Raw genomic sequence first — 15570 nt, 5'->3', positions numbered from 1 at the left:
CCCCGGCAACCGACCCGCTCCTACCGCTCCCGGCAGCCCCTGCGCGTGGTCGCGGAGCTCCGGGAGTGGCAGGGCACTCGGAGAGAGAGCTGCGGCAGATGCACGACCACCTGGCGGCGCTGAAGCCCGGGCATCGAGGCCCATCAACGAGTGAACTCCATCCCTCGAGTGCGGGGCTGTGTCGGACGTTGGATCGCAGGATGGAAACGATATGAGCTGGTGCGCGTGCCGTGACAGCGAATGATCAGGGGGCAACCGTTGGACGATGAGCAGAGTTCCACCGTTACGGCTTCCGTCCCGTCGGCGCCGACCTCGACGAGATCCGTTCAGTGCTCAGAGAGCAGCGAGGCTTGAGCGACAGTCCCAGGGCTACGGCGACACCGAACTGATGAAGCTCTGCTGTGTCCAACTGTTCAACAGCGGCGGCATCGACGATGTGCTTCTCGTCTGAGCGCGAAGCGGGGCCAGCTTCGACGCGGGCTGCTCGATCGACATCGAGCTCCTGCTCGGGGCACGGGCTCGATGCGACGAAGGAGTACCTCTCGCGCACCCGGAGCCTTCTGCGCGGAGGCGCTGGACCGGACTGTCCAAGCTCGAGGCCGACGGCGCGTTTCGAGGGTTTCTCGTCGAGGAGCGGCAGTCGCTCTCTACGACATGTACGTACAGGGCTACTGAATCGTTCGAGTCCGGTCACTCATGGCCCGTGTGAGTTCGGTCTCCAGGCCTTGAACGGCGGCTCCACCTGGTACGTCGGGTCGCAGAAGCCGCGAATCCACTGCGCTGCGCGGTATCTGGGCATCTCCGTCGTTGAGCACGTTTCCATCGGAGTCGATCTCCAGCACGTTGCTGTAGACGGCGAAGACCTGCTCAACGTGAGAGCCGAACCGGAACAGAGCCGGCCGGTAGTCGAATCCGTCGAGCAGGTCACGTCGACAGTGCCGTTGGCCAGGTAGAACGCGAAGAACCGAAGGGGAATGCACGCAGATCGACAGGTAGATGTCCCATCGTGGCATCATGCCTCGTGGGGCGACCAGCTTGCCGAGATCACTTCGGGCGACACGGCCGGGGTGAGGGGGCCGGCCGGCCGACGTGGAGTCAGTCCTGGCCGGTGTACTCGTTCGTCGTCGGGCTTCAGGAAGTGCTCGGGCATCGTCGCAGGGGTGATCCCGGGGGACCGTCAGGTAGTGCCCGTCGCGGAGCACGGCGGGCCGGTCAGTTCCAGGGAGTAGAGCACCTTCCCCCGTCCGGAGCTCGGCGTCCAGGACCACTGCTGGCGGTGCCGACCTGTTCGGGCAGACGGAGCGCGGCGGGTCCTGCCGGTCCTCGCGGCGCGGAAGCGCACCCGGTCGCCGCGGCGAAGGCCGCGTGGGGCGGCCAGAGGCGGGCCGACACGGCGGCTTCGGCGTGGAGGCGGGTGGTGGGGAAGACCGGGACGGGGCTGTCGTCCTCGCTGACGAGGATTCGTATCTCGGTGCAGCCGAGGATGACGCCCTCGGCTCCGGAGGCCACCAGGTCGGCGATGACGTGTCGTAGGCGGCGCGGGACTCCTCGCGGACCAGGCCGAGGCAGAGCTCCTCGTAGATGACCCGGTGGACCAGGGCGCGTCCGGGTGCGTCCGGGACGAGGACGTCGAGGCCGTGGGCGGCGAGCCGGTCGCGGTAGAAGTCCTGCTCCATGGTGAAGGCCGTGCCGAGGAGGCCGACCCGCGCACGCCGGCCGCTAGCACCGCCGCCGCGTGTGGCGTCGGCGAGGTGCAGCAGCGGGATGTCGACCGCCTGCGCGACCCGGTCGGCGACCTTGTGCATGGTGTTGGTGCAGATCAGCAGGAGCTCTGCCCCGGCGGCCTCCACCGACTTGGCGGCTGCGGCGAGCAGGTCGCCTGCCGCGCCCCCAGTCGCCGGCCACCTGCAGGCGCTCGACCTCGGCGAAGTCCACCGAGTGGAGCACGCACTTTGGCGGAGTGCAGCCCGCCGAGCCGCTCCCGGGTCAGTTCGTTGAGCAGTCGGTAGTACTCCGCCGTCGATTCCCAGCTCATTCCGCCGAGCAGCCCGATCGTCTTCACCGGTCCACTCTTTCACGCCGCGTCAGGCGGCTCCGCAGCGGCTGGGCGAGGTGCAGGCCGAGGACGGGGGAGGCGAGGGCCACGGCGGCCAGTGCGGCGTTCCGGAGGGTGGTGTCGGGCGCCCCGGGGACGGGGCCGAGGCGGGCGGGGACGGGGCCGTCGGGGTCGAGGGTGAGGAGCACCTCGGTGCCGGGGTCCGGCGCGGCGGAGGCGAAGCCGACGCGTACCCCGTCGACCCGTGTCCCGTCGTCGAGGCGGACGTCCACCGCGCGGGAGTCGCCGTCGCGGTTCACCTGGACGCTCACCACCACGCCGTGGGCGGCCCGTCCGCGCTCGTGCAGGACGTGCGCCTGGGCCGTCTGCACGGTGGTCCACTGGAAGAGCAGCCAGCCGGCCGCGAAGAGGAGGAACGCTCCCAGGGTCAGGCGCCATCGCCACGGGGGCAGGCGGCTGGCGCTGAACAGGAGCAGGACGAGCAGCAGGGGGACGGCGGCCAGCATGACGCCCTCGTTGAGCTGGTCGGCGTGTGCCCAGCGGCCGACGAGCCAGACCGAGGAGCGCCCCAGCAGCAGCACGCCTCCTGTGATGCCGGCCGCCGCCAGGGCTGCCGCGAGCACCGCCACCATCGGGCGATCCTGGCCGTTGCGCACCGCCCCCACCCCCTTTGCCGCCGGGTGTCCAGGATGTGCGGGCCGGACGGCCGGGACAAGAGCCCGTTCCTCTCGGGGAGTTCGTCGTGCCGGGCCGGTCAGGCCGGGGGCGGGGTGAGGCGGGCGGAGAGGCCGGTGAAGTAGCTGCGGTGCAGGGCCGGGAGGTCGATGTGCTCGGGGTCGAGGAGCCAGAGGAGGTGGGCGCCCTCGAGGAAGGCGGCGGTCTCGGCGGCGAGGGTGGCCGGGTCGAGGTCGGGGCGGGCGGTGCCGTCGGCTGCGGCGCGGGCGAAGGCGGCGGCCAGGTGGGAGCGCAGGGCCCGGCCCCGGTCGCGGAACCAGTCGTGCAGGGCGGTGCCGGGGGTCAGGTTCTCGGCGGTCAGCGTGGTGTGGAGGGCCGTCAGTTCGCGTTCGGTGGCGGCGGTGTGCTCGGCGTCGCGGACGAACCAGGCGAAGGCCTGCTCCAGGGTGGGCTCGGCCTCGGGGGCGGCGCCGAGCCGGGCGAGCGCCCGCCGGTCGGCCTCGGCGAGGACCGCCCGGACCAGGCCGTCCTTGCTCCCGAAGTGGTGGATCAGGGCGGAGGCGGTGGTGCCGGCGCGCTCCGCGACCGTGGCCAGGCCGGTGCCGCGCACGCCCTGACGGCCGAAGAGTTCGAGGGCGGCGTCGACCATCGCCCGGCGCCGTTCGACGCCCCGCTGCTGCACCTGCCCCTTGACCCCGGCCACGGTGCTCAGCCTGCCGTGGCCGGGGCGGTGGTGTCCAACTCCCGGGGGCCTGCGCGGAAAAGCCGTGGCGCGGACGCCTGATCGCCATTATGTTGAACGACCATGCAGGAAAATGAGACCTACGATCCGACCGGCCGTCAACTGACCGTCCCCGTCGACGGTCTGGAGCTGTGGGCGGAGGAGTTCGGCGCCGAGGGCGACCCGGTGGTGCTGCTGGTGATGGGCGCGCAGGCCCAGGGCGTTCAGTGGAACGACGGACTGGTGGCCCGGCTGGTGGCCGGCGGCCTGCGGGTGATCCGCTACGACCACCGGGACACCGGCCGCTCCTCGGTGGTCGACTTCGCCGCCCGCCCCTACACCGTCCGCGACCTCGCCACCGACGCGCTCGCCGTGCTGGACGCCGTCGGCGCCCGCCGGGCCCACGTGGTGGGCGCCTCCCTCGGCGGGGTGATCGCGCAGCGGCTGGCCGTCTCCGATCCGGAGCGGGTGCTCAGCCTCACCGTGCTCTCCTCCCAGCCGCTGGGCACCGACACGGCGGCCGCCCTGGCCCGGATGCTGGCGGGCGAGCAGCCGGCGGCGGACGAACTGCCCCTCCCCACGCCGGAGCTGATGGCCGCTCTGATGGCCTCGCTGCCGGACCCGGCGGCCGGGCCGGAGGGGTACCTGGCGGCGCGGATGCCGCTGTGGCGGGTGCTGCACGGCCCGGAGCTGCCGTTCGACCCGGCGGAGTACGAGGCGATGGAGCGCCTGGTGTACGCGCGGGCCCGCGACCTGCGGGCCGGGCTGAACCACACCCTGGCCGGTGCGGCCGGGAGCGGGGAGACCGGCGAACTGGCCGGGATCTCCGCACCGACGCTGGTGCTGCACGGCACCCGGGACCCGATGTTCCCGCCCGCGCACGCCCGGGCCACCGCCGAGGCGATCCCCGGGGCGCGGCTGGTGCTGGTCGAAGGGCTGGGCCACAGCCTGCCGAGGGCGCTGGACGCCCGGCTGGCGGCGGAGGTGCTGGCGCACGTACGGGCGGTACCGGAGCGGCAGCAGCACGTACGGCCGCCGGAGGCGCCCGCGCACCGCGGGGCCGGCTGACGGGAGGTCAGGCCGCTACGCGCGGTGGCGTTCGCGCCAGACGGCGGCCGAGGCTCCGGCCGTGCCGGCGGCCAGGGTGCCCCAGAGGGCGGCGGGGCCGTGGGCCGCCAGGGCGGTGATCGCGGCGGGGGAGACGGCCAGGCCGAAGCCGGTGGAGAGTTGGAAGCGGGCCAGCGCGCGGCCCAGCAGGGCGGGCGGGGCGAGTGCGGTGACCAGGGCGGTCGAGCTGCCGGCGTAGAGGATCTCGCCGAGCGTGAAGGGCACCGAGACCAGGGCGACCGCCGCCGGCCCGAGGCCGGTGGCGAACAGGAAGCCGAGGTAGCCGAGGGCCAGCACCACGCCGGAGGCGGCCATGACGGTGCCGCGCGACCAGCGGGCGCTCCAGGTGGTCACCGGCACCTGGAGCGTCACGACCAGCACGGTGTTGGCGACGAACACCGCCGCCGCCCAGGTCGGCGAGGCGTGCAGCTGCTCCACCAGCACCAGCGGCACCGCGATCTCCGGCACGTTCAGGCAGAACACGTACAGCACGTTGGCCCCCAGCAGCGCGCCGAGCCGCGGCGCCGGCCCGGCCCCGGGCGCGTCCTGACGCACCGTCGGATCCGCGGCCACCCGCACCGACCAGGCCAGCCCGGCCGCGGCCAGGTACCCGACCCCGGAGGCGACCGCCAGTACCCGGAGCCCGCCCGGCCCGGCGGCCATCGCGCCCGCCGCCAGCAGGGCCCCCACCCCGAGCCCGGCGTTGCGCACCGACCGGGCGCCCGCCAGCGCCGCGTCGCGCAGCCGCCCCTCGCTGACGGTGGCCACCAGCGCGGCGTGCGCGGCCGGCCAGGACTGGTTGCCGACGCCCAACAGCAGCGCCGCCAGGGTGAACGGCCCGGTGCCCGCCCCGGCCGGCGCGGCCAGCAGCACCACCACCCCCGCGACCCGCACCAGCATCGAGGCGGCGACCGCCGTGCTGCGCGCGCCCCGGTCGAGCCAGCGGCCCAGCGGAGGCAGGCAGGCCAGACCCGCCACGATGCCGACCGTCATCGCCAGACCGGCGGTCGTGGCGGACAGGCCCAGCACGGTGATCCCGTACAGGAGCAGGAACGGGCGCAGCAGGCCGGTGCCCAGGGCGTCCACGGCCAGGGCGGCGGCGTAGCGCGGTCCGCCGCCGGCGGCGGTCAGTTGACGGAGGGTGAGGGAGGGGCGGGCGGACGGAGGTGCGGTGGTGGTCATGGCGGACACCGTGCGCCCGGGCCGCGGCGGCGGTCACGTCGGTTGACGATTTCCGTCAACCCGCGGCACCTCCCCGCCCGCGACCAGGGAGGATGACCGAGTGACCCTGCGCATCGACCTCACCGGCACCCCCAGCGGCCGGATCCGCTTCGCCGTCTCCCCGCTGGCCGAACTCACCGCGATGCTGCACGTGCTGGCCGCCCCCGACCACCATCCGCACCTGGCCGGCTGGGCGGCCGGGGTGCGCGGCGCGTTGCGGCCCGAACTCGCCGAGCGGCTGCACGAGGCCGAGTTCCTCTGGCGCTCCTCACGTGCCGACTTCCTCGTCCCGGCCCGGCCCCGGGCCACCCTCGCCGAGGAGCTGGACGAGGTCGACCTGATCGACGACGACCGCTACGCCCACTCCGCCCTGGTCACCACCTGCGGCAGCAACCGGCTGCAGTTCGCGGGCCGCTCGCCGCTGCGCGACCCCGAGGCCCGGGCCGAGGCACTGGGCCGTGCCCAGGCCCGGGGCGCGGCCCAGGAGGCGTTCGCGGAGCGGCTGTTGACCGACCCGGCGGTGGTCCGGGCCCGGGTGCGGGAGACGCTGGAGCGGTGCGGCGAGGCATTCTTCGACGCCGCCTGGCCCGGCACCGTCCCCCGGCTCGCCGAGGACGCCCGGGTCAAGGCCGAACTGCTGCGCCGGCAGGGCCTCGGGGCGGCGATGACCGCCGTCAACGGCGCGATCACCGTGGGAGCCGAGGGCCGTTCGCTGGTCCTGGACAAGCTCCAGGACAGCGCCGCCGAGGCCGGGCCGGCCGGCGTCACCTTCCTCCCCACGCTCTACGGCCACCCCCACCTGGTCGTGGTGTACGCACCGGGATGGCAGCCCGTGGTCCAGTACCCCGCCGCCGCCCGGCCCGAGGAGGGCGGCCCCGTCCCGCTGGAGACCGTCCGCCTGCGACTGGACGCCCTCGCCCACCCGGTACGGCTCCGGCTGGTCCGCACCCTGGCCCGCGGCCCGCACACCACCGGCGAACTGGCCCGCGCCTGGGAGCTGACGGACCCGGAGGTCTCCCGCCACCTCGCGGTGCTGCGCCGCGCGGGCCTGCTCTCCTCCCGCCGCCAAGGGCGCTACGTGCTCTACAGCCTCGACCTGGCGGCCACCACCTCGCTGGGGGCGGACCTGCTGGCGGGGGTGCTGCGCTGACGCCCTGTCAGGACGGGTCGGGTCCTGAGGGCCCCGTCAGGGCCCCTGGCAGGGCGACCGGGTTGCGCCGAATGCCGCACGGGACTTGGTGACCGGGCGGGGGCTGTGGCTGAGTGGGCGTCATGTGGCAGTTCTTCGCCGACAACCCCTGGGTGACGCTCTTCGCCGTGATCGCGCTGGGCTCGCTGCTCGGTCTGGCACGGCTCGGGCCGGTCCGCCTCGGCGCAGCCGGAGTGCTCTTCGCGGGCCTGCTGGTCGGCGCCCTGGACCCGGACATCGGCCGCGCCGTGCCCGCAGGGGTGTCCGTCCTCGGTCTGGCCCTGTACGTCTACACCGTCGGACTGGAGTCCGGCCCGGCGTTCTTCCGCGAGCTGAGGCCGCAACTGGCCGTCATGGCCGGTGCGGTGATCGCCCTGGTCGTCACCGCCGTCGCGGTCGGCCTGCTGGGCAACAAGGTCTTCGGCATCAGCGGCCCGTACCTGGCCGGCGGCTACGCGGGCATCGGCACCACCACCCCCGGTCTGGCGGCCGCGCAGGCGGCCTCTTCGGACCCCGCGCAGCCGGCCGTAGGCTACGCCATCGGCTACCCGTTGGCGGTGGTCGTCACCATCCTGTTCGTCGCGGGCCTCGCCACCGTCCGCAGCTGGCCGGGGCGCCACGCCGGGGACCTCCGCCCACCGCGGTCGTCCCGGACCGCGACGCGTCACCGTGACCAGGTGCGGCGCGGCAGGTCCTCTGCCCGGGTCGCGGCGCCCCGGCCAGCTGCGGACGGTGGCGAGGCCCGCGACGAACAGGATGGTGACGACCACCGCCAACGGGTAGCCGATGGCGTAGCCTACGGCCGGCTGCGCGGGGTCCGAAGAGGCGCCTGCGCGGCCGCCAGACCGGGGGTGGTGGTGCCGATGCCCGCGTAGCCGCCGGCCAGGTACGGGCCGCTGATGCCGAAGACCTTGTTGCCCAGCAGGCCGACCGCGACGGCGGTGACGACCAGGGCGATCACCGCACCGGCCATGACGGCCAGTTGCGGCCTCAGCTCGCGGAAGAACGCCGGGCCGGACTCCAGTCCGACGGTGTAGACGTACAGGGCCAGACCGAGGACGGACACCCCTGCGGGCACGGCGCGGCCGATGTCCGGGTCCAGGGCGCCGACCAGCAGGCCCGCGAAGAGCACTCCGGCTGCGCCGAGGCGGACCGGCCCGAGCCGTGCCAGACCGAGCAGCGAGCCCAGCGCGATCACGGCGAAGAGCGTCACCCAGGGGTTGTCGGCGAAGAACTGCCACATGACGCCCACTCAGCCACAGCCCCCGCCCGGTCACCAAGTCCCGTGCGGCATTCGGCGCAACCCGGTCGCCCTGCCAGGGGCCCTGACGGGGCCCTCAGGACCCGACCCGTCCTGACAGGGCGTCAGCGCAGCACCCCCGCCAGCAGGTCCGCCCCCAGCGAGGTGGTGGCCGCCAGGTCGAGGCTGTAGAGCACGTAGCGCCCTTGGCGGCGGGAGGAGAGCAGGCCCGCGCGGCGCAGCACCGCGAGGTGGCGGGAGACCTCCGGGTCCGTCAGCTCCCAGGCGCGGGCCCAGTTCGCCGGTGGTGTGCGGGCCGCGGGCCAGGGTGCGGACCAGCCGGAGCCGTACCGGGTGGGCGAGGGCGTCCAGTCGCAGGCGGACGGTCTCCAGCGGGACGGGGCCGCCCTCCTCGGGCCGGCGGCGGCGGGGGTACTGGACCACGGGCTGCCATCCCGGTGCGTACACCACGACCAGGTGGGGGTGGCCGTAGAGCGTGGGGAGGAAGGTGACGCCGGCCGGCCCGGCCTCGGCGGCGCTGTCCTGGAGCTTGTCCAGGACCAGCGAACGGCCCCTCGGCTCCCACGGTGATCGCGCCGTTGACGGCGGTCATCGCCGCCCCGAGGCCCTGCCGGCGCAGCAGTTCGGCCTTGACCCGGGCGTCCTCGGCGAGCCGGGGGACGGTGCCGGGCCAGGCGGCGTCGAAGAATGCCTCGCCGCACCGCTCCAGCGTCTCCCGCACCCGGGCCCGGACCACCGCCGGGTCGGTCAACAGCCGCTCCGCGAACGCCTCCTGGGCCGCGCCCCGGGCCTGGGCACGGCCCAGTGCCTCGGCCCGGGCCTCGGGGTCGCGCAGCGGCGAGCGGCCCGCGAACTGCAGCCGGTTGCTGCCGCAGGTGGTGACCAGGGCGGAGTGGGCGTAGCGGTCGTCGTCGATCAGGTCGACCTCGTCCAGCTCCTCGGCGAGGGTGGCCCGGGGCCGGGCCGGGACGAGGAAGTCGGCACGTGAGGAGCGCCAGAGGAACTCGGCCTCGTGCAGTCCGCTCGGCGAGTTCGGGCCGCAACGCGCCGCGCACCCCGGCCGCCCAGCCGGCCAGGTGCGGATGGTGGTCGGGGGCGGCCAGCACGTGCAGCATCGCGGTGAGTTCGGCCAGCGGGGAGACGGCGAAGCGGATCCGGCCGCTGGGGGTGCCGGGTGAGGTCGATGCGCAGGGTCACTCGGTCATCCTCCCTGGTCGCGGGCGGGGAGGTGCCGCGGGTTGACGGAAATCGTCAACCGACGTGACCGCCGCCGCGGCCCGGGCGCACGGTGTCCGCCATGACCACCACCGCACCTCCGTCCGCCCGCCCCTCCCTCACCCTCCGTCAACTGACCGCCGCCGGCGGCGGACCGCGCTACGCCGCCGCCCTGGCCGTGGACGCCCTGGGCACCGGCCTGCTGCGCCCGTTCCTGCTCCTGTACGGGATCACCGTGCTGGGCCTGTCCGCCACGACCGCCGGTCTGGCGATGACGGTCGGCATCGTGGCGGGTCTGGCCTGCCTGCCTCCGCTGGGCCGCTGGCTCGACCGGGGCGCGCGCAGCACGGCGGTCGCCGCCTCGATGCTGGGTGCGGGTCGCGGGGGTGGTGGTGGCTGCTAGGCCGCGCCGGCCGGGGCGGGCACCGGGCCGTTCACCCTGGCGGCGCTGCTGTTGGGCGTCGGCAACCAGTCCTGGCCGGCCGCGCACGCCGCGCTGGTGGCCACCGTCAGCGAGGGGCGGCTGCGCGACGCGGCGCTGGCGGGCGCCCGGTCGGTGCGCAACGCCGGGCTCGGGGTGGGGGCCCTGCTGGCGGCGGGCGCGATGGCCGCCGGGCCGGGGCGGGCTCCGGGTACTGGCGGTCGCCTCCGGGGTCGGGTACCTGGCCGCGGCCGGCTGGCCTGGTTCGGTGCGGGTGGCCGCGGATCCGACGGTGCGTCAGGACGCGCCCGGGGCCGGGCCGGCGCCGCGGCTCGGCGCGCTGCTGGGGGCCAACGTGCTGTACGTGTTCTGCCTGAACGTGCCGGAGATCGCGGTGCCGCTGGTGCTGGTGGAGCAGCTGCACGCCTCGCCGACCTGGGCGGCGGCGGTGTTCGTCGCCAACACCGTGCTGGTCGTGACGCTCCAGGTGCCGGTGACCACCTGGAGCGCCCGCTGGTCGCGCGGCACCGTCATGGCCGCCTCCGGCGTGGTGCTGGCCCTCGGCTACCTCGGCTTCCTGTTCGCCACCGGCCTCGGGCCGGCGGCGGTCGCCCTGGTCTCGGTGCCCTTCACGCTCGGCGAGATCCTCTACGCCGGCAGCTCGACCGCCCTGGTCACCGCACTCGCCCCGCCCGCCCCTGCTGGGCCGCGCGCTGGCCCGCTTCCAACTCTCCACCGGCTTCGGCCTGGCCGTCTCCCCCGCCGCGATCACCGCCCTGGCGGCCCACGGCCCCGCCGCCCTCTGGGGCACCCTGGCCGCCGGCACGGCCGGAGCCTCGGCCGCCGTCTGGCGCGAACGCCACCGCGCGTAGCGGCCTGACCTCCCGTCAGCCGGCCCCCGCGGTGCGCGGGCGCCTCCGGCGGCCGTACGTGCTGCTGCCGCTCCGGTACCGCCCGTACGTGCGCCAGCACCCGTCCGCCGCCAGCCGGGCGTCCAGCGCCCTCGGCAGGCTGTGGCCCAGCCCTTCGACCAGCACCAGCCGCGCCCCGGGGATCGCCCTCGGCGGTGGCCCGGGCGTGCGCGGGCGGGAACATCGGGTCCCGGGTGCCGTGCAGCACCAGCGTCGGTGCGGAGATCCCGGCCAGTTCGCCGGTCTCCCCGCTCCCGGCCGCACCGGCCAGGGTGTGGTTCAGCCCGGCCCGCAGGTCGCGGGCCCGCGCGTACACCAGGCGCTCCATCGCCTCGTACTCCGCCGGGTCGAACGGCAGCTCCGGGCCGTGCAGCACCCGCCACAGCGGCATCGCGCGCCGCCCGGAGTTACCTCACCTGCCGCGTCACCCAGGCCGCCGAGGTCGCGGCTACAGTCACCCGAATGGGCAGCAGTCAGAGCGGCCATCAAGCTACGAGCCGTGGGTGTAGAGGGCAGTAGCGTTCGTCCGCCGGCCGGTAACTGCTGACTTGCCCGCTGCACTGCATCCTGGGCCAGGAGCACTGTGAGGCCGCGCGTGTCGGTGCCCGCGTGCTGGGGCAGGAGCTGAGCACGCGTGAGGCATGAGCAGACGCGACCGCTCGAGAGGAGAGCGCGCAGCCGCTGCGCAGATCACGCGCGCCGCCGAGGGGAGCGGCGCCCACCACACAGCCGCGGCCCGAGGGACGCCGACGGCGGTCCCGCACGGGATTCGAGGCGAGGCGCGTCGGTCTGGACGAGACGGGGTCGCGGACGGTGTAGGGTGCGGGCGTGCGCAGTCGACCACGAGGAGCGGCGTACGTGTCCCTGGTGTGGTCGTAGCGGATCACCTCCGGCAGGGCCGCCGGGCGCACCAAGCGTAGCCGGGCCACGCAGTCCGCTCGTTCACTGAACGCTCCATGGGCGCGGCGCGACCCACGCATCACGCGAGCTAGCACCACGGTCGCCCTCGCGCCGAATTCTCCTCCGCCCACAGCTCCAGAACCGTCGACGGGACGGTCAGTTGACGGCCGCGAGCGGAGTCGTAGGTCTCATTTTCCTGCACGTGTCGTCAAGCATCAATGGCGATCAGCGGTCCGCGCCTATCGGCGATTTTCCTATTTTCACGCTGCAGAGGCGAGTAGTGGCACCACCACGGCCCCGGCGCCCCAACGCGGCCAGGCAGTCGTGACGCACCGTCGGGACCGCAGGGTCAAGGGCAGGCGCACTTGCAACAGCGGGCGCGGTAAGTCGAACGGCGCCGAGCGGATGGTCGACGCCGCCCTCGAACTCGTCAGGCCGTTGCAGTGGAGTGCGCTATCGCAAGGAACTGGCCGGAACCGCCTCTGCCAACACGGTCGCGTGGAGACGCGCCTGCACGCATGCACCACGCCTCCGCCCTGACCTCCACCACTTCGGGAGCAGGACGCGCCTGGTCGCCCCTCGGACGCGGCTCACTCAGCCCAGGGAGGAATTGGCCAGACCTGCGCTCGGGGCGCTGCACGCCCTCCGGCTCGGCGCCGCCCCGCCGCACACGAGTCCGCACGAACTACCCTGGCCAGCAGGCCGCTCGCCCGTGGTTCGTCCGCGACGCCGAGTCACACCGCGGCCACCGATACGCGGACTGATCGGCCCTCACAACCGACGCTGACCGCCGAGAACCTGACCCCACAGGCACCGCCCTGCACGACTGGCTCTCTTGCGACCGGGTGGCCGCTGCGCGTCCCTTACATCTGGCTCGCCGCCTTCGCACCGCGCCGCAGCCGAACGCGACGCCCGCGCGACCTCTGGGACCCGGCCACCCTCGCCGCCGAGACCGCCGCCTTCCTCGAGGGCGCCCACCTCCTCTGGCTCCTCGACCCCGAGCACATCGACCTCCCGGCCCTGCACCGCAGCTACTTCACCGGCCTCTCCGCCCGCCTCACCCCGCCCCCGGCCTGACCGGCCCGGCACGACGAACTCCCCGAGAGGAACGGGCTCTTGTCCCGGCCGTCCGGCCCGCACATCCTGGACACCCGGCGGCAAAGGGGGTGGGGGCGGTGCGCAACGGCCAGGATCGCCCGATGGTGGCGGTGCTCGCGGCAGCCCTGGCGGCGGCCGGCATCACAGGAGGCGTGCTGCTGCTGGGGCGCTCCTCGGTCTGGCTCGTCGGCCGCTGGGCACACGCCGACCAGCTCAACGAGGGCGTCATGCTGGCCGCCGTCCCCCTGCTGCTCGTCCTGCTCCTGTTCAGCGCCAGCCGCCTGCCCCCGTGGCGATGGCGCCTGACCCTGGGAGCGTTCCTCCTCTTCGCGGCCGGCTGGCTGCTCTTCCAGTGGACCACCGTGCAGACGGCCCAGGCGCACGTCCTGCACGAGCGCGGACGGGCCGCCCACGGCGTGGTGGTGAGCGTCCAGGTGAACCGCGACGGCGACTCCCGCGCGGTGGACGTCCGCCTCGACGACGGGACACGGGTCGACGGGGTACGCGTCGGCTTCGCCTCCGCCGCGCCGGACCCCGGCACCGAGGTGCTCCTCACCCTCGACCCCGACGGCCCCGTCCCCGCCCGCCTCGGCCCCGTCCCCGGGGCGCCCGACACCACCCTCCGGAACGCCGCACTGGCCGCCGTGGCCCTCGCCTCCCCCGTCCTCGGCCTGCACCTCGCCCAGCCGCTGCGGAGCCGCCTGACGCGGCGTGAAAGAGTGGACCGGTGAAGACGATCGGGCTGCTCGGCGGAATGAGCTGGGAATCGACGGCGGAGTACTACCGACTGCTCAACGAACTGACCCGGGAGCGGCTCGGCGGGCTGCACTCCGCCAAGTGCGTGCTCCACTCGGTGGACTTCGCCGAGGTCGAGCGCCTGCAGGTGGCCGGCGACTGGGGCGCGGCAGGCGACCTGCTCGCCGCAGCCGCCAAGTCGGTGGAGGCCGCCGGGGCCGAGCTCCTGCTGATCTGCACCAACACCATGCACAAGGTCGCCGACCGGGTCGCGCAGGCGGTCGACATCCCGCTGCTGCACCTCGCCGACGCCACCGCGGCGGCGGTGCTAGCGGCCGGCGTGCGGCGGGTCGGCCTCCTCGGCACGGCCTTCACCATGGAGCAGGACTTCTACCGCGACCGGCTCGCCGCCCACGGCCTCGACGTCCTCGTCCCGGACGCACCCGGACGCGCCCTGGTCCACCGGGTCATCTACGAGGAGCTCTGCCTCGGCCTGGTCCGCGAGGAGTCCCGCGCCGCCTACCGACACGTCATCGCCGACCTGGTGGCCTCCGGAGCCGAGGGCGTCATCCTCGGCTGCACCGAGATCGAACTCCTCGTCAGCGAGGACGACAGCCCCGTCCCGGTCTTCCCCACCACCCGCCTCCACGCCGAAGCCGCCGTGTCGGCCGCCCTCTGGCCGCCCCACGCGGCCTTCGCCCGCGGCGACCGGGTGCGCTTCCGCGCCGCCGAGGACCGGCAGGACCCGCCGCGCTCCGTCCTGCCCGAACAGGTCGGCACCGCAGCAGTGGTCCTGGACGCCGAGCTCCGGGACGGGGAAGTGCTCTACTCCCTGGAACTGACCGGCCCGCCCGTGCTCCGCGACGGGCACTACCTGACCGGTCCCCCCGGGATCACCTGGACGATGCCCGAGCACTTCCTGGAGCCCGACGACGAGTCCACCGGCCAGGACTGACTCCACGTCGGGCCCGGCCGGCCCCCTCACCCCGGCCGTGTCGCCCGAGTGATCTCGGCAAGCTGGTCGCCCCACGAGGCATGATGCCCCGATGGGACATCTACCTGTCGATCTGCGTGCTTCCCTTCGGTTCTTCGCGTTCTACCTGGCCAACGGCACTGTCGACGTGGACCTGCTCGACGGATTCGACTACCGGCCGGCTCTGTTCCGGTTCGGCTCTCCGTTGGAGCAGGTCTTCGCCGTCTACAGCAACGTGCTGGAGATCGACTCCGATGGAAACGTGCTCAACGACGGAGATGCCCAGTACCGCGCAGCGCAGTGGATTCGCGGCTTCTGCGACCCGACGTACCAGGTGGAGCCGCCGTTCCAGGCCTGGGAGACCGAACTCCACGGGCCATGAGTGACCGGACTCGAACGATTCAGTAGCCCCTGTAGTACATGTCGTAGAGAGCCGAGCGCTCCTCGACCGAGAAACCCTCGAACGCGCCGTCGGCCTCGAGCTTGGACAGTCGGTCCAGCGCCTCCGCGGCAGAAGGCTCCGGGTGCGCCGAGAGGTACTCCTTCGTCGCATCGAGCCCGTGCCCGAGCAGGAGCTCGATGTCGATCGAGCAGCCCGCGTCGAAGCTGGCCCGCTTCGCGCTCCAGACGAGAAGCACATCGTCGATGCCGCCGCTGTTGAACAGTTGGACACAGCAGAGCTTCATCAGTTCGGTGTCGCCGTAGCCCTGGGACTGTCGCTCAAGCCTCGTGTGCTCTCTGAGCACTGAACGGATCTCGTCGAGGTCGGCGCCGACGGGACGGAGCCCGTAACGGTGGAAACTCTGCTCATCGTCCAACGGTTGCCCCCTGATCATTCGCTGGTCACGGCACGCGCACCAGCTCAATCGTTTCCATCCCTGCGATCCAACGTCCGACACAGCCACCGCACTCCCCCCGAGGGATGGGAGTTCACTCGTTGATGGCCTCGATGCCCCGGGCCTTCAGCGCCGCCAGGTGGTCGTGCATCTGCCGCAGCTCCTCCTCCGAGTGGCCCTGCCACTCCCGGAGCTCCGCGACCACGCGCAGGGGCTGCCGGGAGCGGTAGGAGCGGGTCGGGTTGCCGGGG

General features: G+C 73.9%; 14 protein-coding genes and 4 pseudogenes. 8 read left to right on the top strand and 10 right to left on the bottom strand.

Translation table 11 applies throughout. The annotated features are described in order from the left end of the window. Positions 1–123: NAD(+)--rifampin ADP-ribosyltransferase (locus ABD946_RS43260; protein WP_425558818.1), on the top strand; the 123-nt coding region annotated here is incomplete at its 5' end. A 545-nt stretch (positions 124–668) separates the two neighbouring features. Here the strand turns inward: ABD946_RS43260 and ABD946_RS43255 are convergent. The 4 genes and pseudogenes from ABD946_RS43255 to ABD946_RS40540 all read right to left on the bottom strand — a co-directional run bounded on the left by ABD946_RS43255 (position 669) and on the right by ABD946_RS40540 (position 3434). After that, complete coding sequence (locus ABD946_RS43255; protein WP_425558817.1) at positions 669–1013, bottom strand: DUF7677 family protein; 345 nt, start codon at positions 1011–1013, stop codon at positions 669–671. Between the two features lie 199 nt (positions 1014–1212). After that, positions 1213–1850 (bottom strand): annotated as a pseudogene (locus ABD946_RS40550) (aspartate/glutamate racemase family protein). A 208-nt stretch (positions 1851–2058) separates the two neighbouring features. Beyond that, the gene (locus tag ABD946_RS40545) at positions 2059–2712 is read right to left on the bottom strand and encodes a hypothetical protein (RefSeq protein WP_345290721.1); all 654 of its coding nucleotides are present in this window, start codon (positions 2710–2712) and stop codon (positions 2059–2061) included. 98 nt (positions 2713–2810) lie between these two features. Further along, a complete protein-coding gene (locus tag ABD946_RS40540) occupies positions 2811–3434 on the bottom strand; it encodes a TetR/AcrR family transcriptional regulator (protein WP_345290728.1) in 624 nt (207 codons plus the stop codon). Between the two features lie 102 nt (positions 3435–3536). Between ABD946_RS40540 and ABD946_RS40535 the strand changes: the two genes are divergently transcribed. Further along, positions 3537–4520, top strand: coding sequence for an alpha/beta fold hydrolase (locus tag ABD946_RS40535; protein WP_345290727.1), 984 nt, complete (start codon positions 3537–3539; stop codon positions 4518–4520). Positions 4521–4535: 15 nt separating this feature from the next. Here the strand turns inward: ABD946_RS40535 and ABD946_RS40530 are convergent, their stop codons facing one another. Beyond that, entirely contained in the window at positions 4536–5741 is a 1206-nt protein-coding gene (locus tag ABD946_RS40530) for an MFS transporter (RefSeq protein ID WP_345290726.1), read from the bottom strand. Between the two features lie 100 nt (positions 5742–5841). Between ABD946_RS40530 and ABD946_RS40525 the strand changes: the two genes are divergently transcribed. Continuing rightward, the gene (locus ABD946_RS40525; RefSeq protein ID WP_345290725.1) at positions 5842–6930 is read left to right on the top strand and encodes a DUF5937 family protein; all 1089 of its coding nucleotides are present in this window, start codon (positions 5842–5844) and stop codon (positions 6928–6930) included. Between the two features lie 122 nt (positions 6931–7052). Beyond that, entirely contained in the window at positions 7053–7844 is a 792-nt protein-coding gene (locus tag ABD946_RS40520; RefSeq protein ID WP_345290724.1) for an aspartate-alanine antiporter-like transporter, read from the top strand. Here ABD946_RS40520 and ABD946_RS40515 read toward each other — a convergent pair. Next, the gene (locus ABD946_RS40515; RefSeq protein WP_345290723.1) at positions 7766–8212 is read right to left on the bottom strand and encodes an aspartate-alanine antiporter-like transporter; all 447 of its coding nucleotides are present in this window, start codon (positions 8210–8212) and stop codon (positions 7766–7768) included. The two genes, ABD946_RS40520 and ABD946_RS40515, sit on opposite strands and share 79 nt — an antisense overlap. Before the next feature lie 122 nt (positions 8213–8334). Then, positions 8335–9427: pseudogene (locus tag ABD946_RS40510) on the bottom strand (DUF5937 family protein). Positions 9428–9527: 100 nt separating this feature from the next. On the opposite strand from ABD946_RS40510, the pseudogene ABD946_RS40505 reads away from it, so the two are divergent. Then, positions 9528–10738, top strand: a pseudogene (locus ABD946_RS40505) (MFS transporter). A gap of 15 nt (positions 10739–10753) precedes the next feature. Here ABD946_RS40505 and ABD946_RS40500 read toward each other — a convergent pair. Then, positions 10754–10903 (bottom strand): hypothetical protein, encoded by a 150-nt coding sequence (locus ABD946_RS40500; RefSeq protein WP_345290722.1) that lies wholly within the window; start codon positions 10901–10903, stop codon positions 10754–10756. A gap of 1949 nt (positions 10904–12852) precedes the next feature. Here ABD946_RS40500 and ABD946_RS40495 point away from each other — a divergent pair. From ABD946_RS40495 to ABD946_RS40485, 3 genes and pseudogenes are all read left to right on the top strand, one after another. Then, a complete protein-coding gene (locus ABD946_RS40495; protein WP_345290721.1) occupies positions 12853–13506 on the top strand; it encodes a hypothetical protein in 654 nt (217 codons plus the stop codon). Then, a pseudogene (locus tag ABD946_RS40490) lies at positions 13503–14186 on the top strand (aspartate/glutamate racemase family protein); the annotation flags it as partial. The gene ABD946_RS40495 and the pseudogene ABD946_RS40490, both read left to right, overlap by 4 nt. A gap of 370 nt (positions 14187–14556) precedes the next feature. Then, positions 14557–14865, top strand: coding sequence for a DUF7677 family protein (locus ABD946_RS40485; protein WP_345288194.1), 309 nt, complete (start codon positions 14557–14559; stop codon positions 14863–14865). Positions 14866–14884: 19 nt separating this feature from the next. Here the strand turns inward: ABD946_RS40485 and ABD946_RS40480 are convergent, their stop codons facing one another. Both ABD946_RS40480 and ABD946_RS40475 read right to left on the bottom strand, forming a co-directional pair. Beyond that, a complete protein-coding gene (locus ABD946_RS40480; protein ID WP_345288192.1) occupies positions 14885–15301 on the bottom strand; it encodes a hypothetical protein in 417 nt (138 codons plus the stop codon). 112 nt (positions 15302–15413) lie between these two features. Continuing rightward, positions 15414–15570, bottom strand: a 157-nt coding sequence (locus ABD946_RS40475) for an NAD(+)--rifampin ADP-ribosyltransferase (RefSeq protein ID WP_345290729.1), incomplete at its 5' end; no start/stop codon positions are given.

Source organism: Kitasatospora albolonga, from assembly GCF_039535905.1.
GTDB lineage: Bacteria > Actinomycetota > Actinomycetes > Streptomycetales > Streptomycetaceae > Kitasatospora > Kitasatospora albolonga.
This window is presented reverse-complemented; position numbering and strand designations above follow the sequence as displayed.

Bases quoted from the DNA above. Each gene is read 5' to 3' on its own strand.
- ABD946_RS43255 (WP_425558817.1), bottom strand. From the start codon at position 1,013: ATGCCACGATGGGACATCTACCTGTCGATCTGCGTGCATTCCCCTTCG.
- ABD946_RS40535 (WP_345290727.1), top strand. From the start codon at position 3,537: ATGCAGGAAAATGAGACCTACGATCCGACCGGCCGTCAACTGACCGTC.
- ABD946_RS40530 (WP_345290726.1), bottom strand. From the start codon at position 5,741: ATGACCACCACCGCACCTCCGTCCGCCCGCCCCTCCCTCACCCTCCGT.
- ABD946_RS40520 (WP_345290724.1), top strand. From the start codon at position 7,053: ATGTGGCAGTTCTTCGCCGACAACCCCTGGGTGACGCTCTTCGCCGTG.
- ABD946_RS40515 (WP_345290723.1), bottom strand. From the start codon at position 8,212: ATGTGGCAGTTCTTCGCCGACAACCCCTGGGTGACGCTCTTCGCCGTG.
- ABD946_RS40485 (WP_345288194.1), top strand. From the start codon at position 14,557: ATGGGACATCTACCTGTCGATCTGCGTGCTTCCCTTCGGTTCTTCGCG.